This window comes from Citricoccus sp. (assembly GCF_035445025.1).
Lineage (GTDB): Bacteria > Actinomycetota > Actinomycetes > Actinomycetales > Micrococcaceae > Citricoccus.
This window is the reverse complement of sequence record NZ_DAOMPX010000142.1, coordinates 1-2,503: the sequence shown is the minus strand read 5'-3', so window position 1 is coordinate 2,503 and position 2,503 is coordinate 1. Positions and strand designations below refer to the sequence as shown.

3 protein-coding genes are annotated in these 2,503 nt (G+C 72.6%); 1 reads left to right on the top strand and 2 read right to left on the bottom strand.

The annotated features are described in order from the left end of the window. Positions 1–622: Rv3626c family coenzyme F420 biosynthesis-associated protein (locus tag PLJ28_RS15575; protein WP_324590415.1), on the bottom strand; the 622-nt coding region annotated here is incomplete at its 3' end. A gap of 105 nt (positions 623–727) precedes the next feature. Beyond that, positions 728–1,198 carry a DNA-binding protein gene (locus PLJ28_RS15570; protein ID WP_324590414.1) on the bottom strand — a complete coding sequence of 157 codons (471 nt, stop codon included), beginning with the start codon at positions 1,196–1,198 and terminating at the stop codon, positions 728–730. Between the two features lie 157 nt (positions 1,199–1,355). Here PLJ28_RS15570 and PLJ28_RS15565 point away from each other — a divergent pair. After that, positions 1,356–2,503: vWA domain-containing protein (locus PLJ28_RS15565; protein WP_324590413.1), on the top strand; the 1,148-nt coding region annotated here is incomplete at its 3' end.

Here is a 2,503-nt window from a genome sequence, read left to right as displayed (position 1 = left end):
CCGCCGCGAACTGCACCCGGTGGGTCTGTTCGTGGAGGCAGACCCACAGGCGGAAATCCTCCGGGTCCACGTTGAGCTCGACCCGCACCTCGGCGATGTTCGGTGCCACCAGGAGCAGCCGGCCGCCCTGGGGTCCCGGGGCCGTCCCGTCCGGGCCCGGCAGCGCGCAGAACGGCTCGTACTGGCCCAGGACCTTCGAGGAGAGGAAGGCCAGCACGGTCCCGGCCTCCACGCCGGTCGCCGTGGGGGCGAAGCCGCTGGTCGCGCGGGCGTACTCGTCCGGACGGGACGCGCGGACGTGGTCGAAGGCCGGCCCGAGCAGGGTGGAGAACGCCTGGGTGTTGGCCCGGGTCCAGGTGGGCCGGTCCACCACCAGCACCTCGGAGTCCCGCAGGTCCCGGGCGGCGTCCAGGCCCGTGAGCCGGTGCACGTGGTCCACCGCGGCCTCCGCCGCGCGGCGCAGCCCCTCGGCCTCCCGTTCGGCCTGGTGCCGGGTGAACCGCGGTCCGGCGGCGCACACCCTCGCCGCGGTGGAGGCGGCCACGTCCCAGTCCACGGGGTGGGACGGGGCCTGGGCTGCCGTGGGGGCTGCGGGCTGGGACGGCGACGCGGAGGAGTCCATGGCCCCATCCCATCACACGGGCGCGCCGCCGCGCAGCGGTCCCCGGGGCGTCCGGGCGGTCATCCTGACGTGGCGTAGCAGTGGCCCCGCCGCCGCCCCGTCCGGTCAGCCGTGGTGTGCGGCGGCCCGCTCGAGCACCTCTGCCAGGGCCTGCCCACCGGCCATCCGGGCGGCCTGCGCCGCGGCCAGCAGCGCCTCGGGGCCGGCGTACAGGGCGAGCTGGACGGCGACGTCACCACCCTCGGGGGTTCCGGCGAGGGCCTGGCGTCCGCGGGAGGTGTGCGTGGTGAGGACCGGGGCCGAGGCCTGCACCTCGGCCAGCACCCGCTCGTGGTCCGGTTCGTCCTGACGCTCCTCCAGCATCACGAGGCGCTCGTAGACGGCCGGATTGCCGATCTTGATGCGCTGGGCGTTGATCAGCTGGGAGAGCATGGGCGCGGACAGCCCCAGCACGCGGGCCAGGGACCGCTGGCTGAGCCGGTAGACGTTCATCAGGGCCCCGAACCGCTCTGCCAGGGGCGTGCCGTAGATGGCGCGCTGCTGGGCCAGGCGCTGTTCCGTGACGGGGGAGGACATGCATCGATCCTAACCGTTCATTTGCGAAGGCAAAGATACGCCCCTGAGCCCATGGGGAGTTCTCCCCACCGGTCCGTGTTGCCCAGGCCCAGGCCAGTCTGTACATTTGCAACCGTAAACAGCGCAGGCACCCGCTTATCACTCGTACAGGGGACACATGATGGACACCACCTCCCGCCCGAGGCACCCGGGCACCGCCCACGGGCGCCGGTGCGGCCCGGCCCTTCCCGGCCGGACCCTCGCCCTGGTCACGGCCCTCGCCCTGCTCCTGGGCGGCCTGCTGGCGGCCCCCGCGCAGGCCGCCCCGTCGGCCAGCCCCTCCGGTGCCGCCCAGGACGGACAGCGCGCCCTGCAGCCCGTCGTCGTGGTCATGGACTACTCCTCCTCCATGCTGGAGAAGGACGCGGACGAGTCCGGCACCACCCGGCTGGCCGCCGCGCAGGAGGCCACCTCCACCCTGCTGGACAACGCCCCCGACGGCGCGGACCTCGGCATGGTGGTCTACGGCGCCAACACGGTGGGGGACTGCAAGGACATCACCACCCTGCAGAAGGTGGGCCCCACCGACGTCGGCGGGCTCAAGAAGAGGATCGCCGGCCTGGACGCGGTCGGTGAGACCCCGATCGGGGCGGCGCTGCTGCACGCGGCACAGGAACTCGAGGGGATCGACGGGGAGAAGTCCATCATCCTGGTCTCCGACGGTGAGGAGAACTGCTCCGAGCCACCGGCCTGCGAGGCGGCCCAGGACCTGGCAGGGAAGGGCATCGGCCTGACCGTGCACACCATCGGCTTCAAGGTCAACGACGCCGCCCGCGAGGAGCTGACCTGCGTGGCCGAGGCCACGGGCGGCACCTACGTCCAGGCGGACAACGCGACGGAGCTGGAGTCCGAGCTGCAGACGAAGACGGTCCGGGCCTTCCAGGGGTACGTCGCCTCCGGGACCCCGGTCACCGGTGGGGAGACGCTGCACTCATCCCCCCAGCTAGCCCCCGGGCAGTACCTGGACGAGTACGGGCGCGGTGAGACCAGGGCCCATTCCAGCGCCGACGGGACGCTGAGGTTCTACAACCTGGGGACCATCGAACCGGGTGAGCGGGCGCACCTGTCCGCCCTGTTGCTGCCGGACCAGTCCCAGCCGACGGCCACGGGTGATCCGTTCGCCGGGATCGAGGTCCAACTGGTCAACGGCCAGGGCGAGAACTGCTCCTCCTCGGACCGGGAGTACTCCCATTCCAGTGACGGCGGCAAGCCGATCGTCGGTTACGTGCGCAGCCAGGAGTACACCGAGCCCGGAAGCCACGGCTG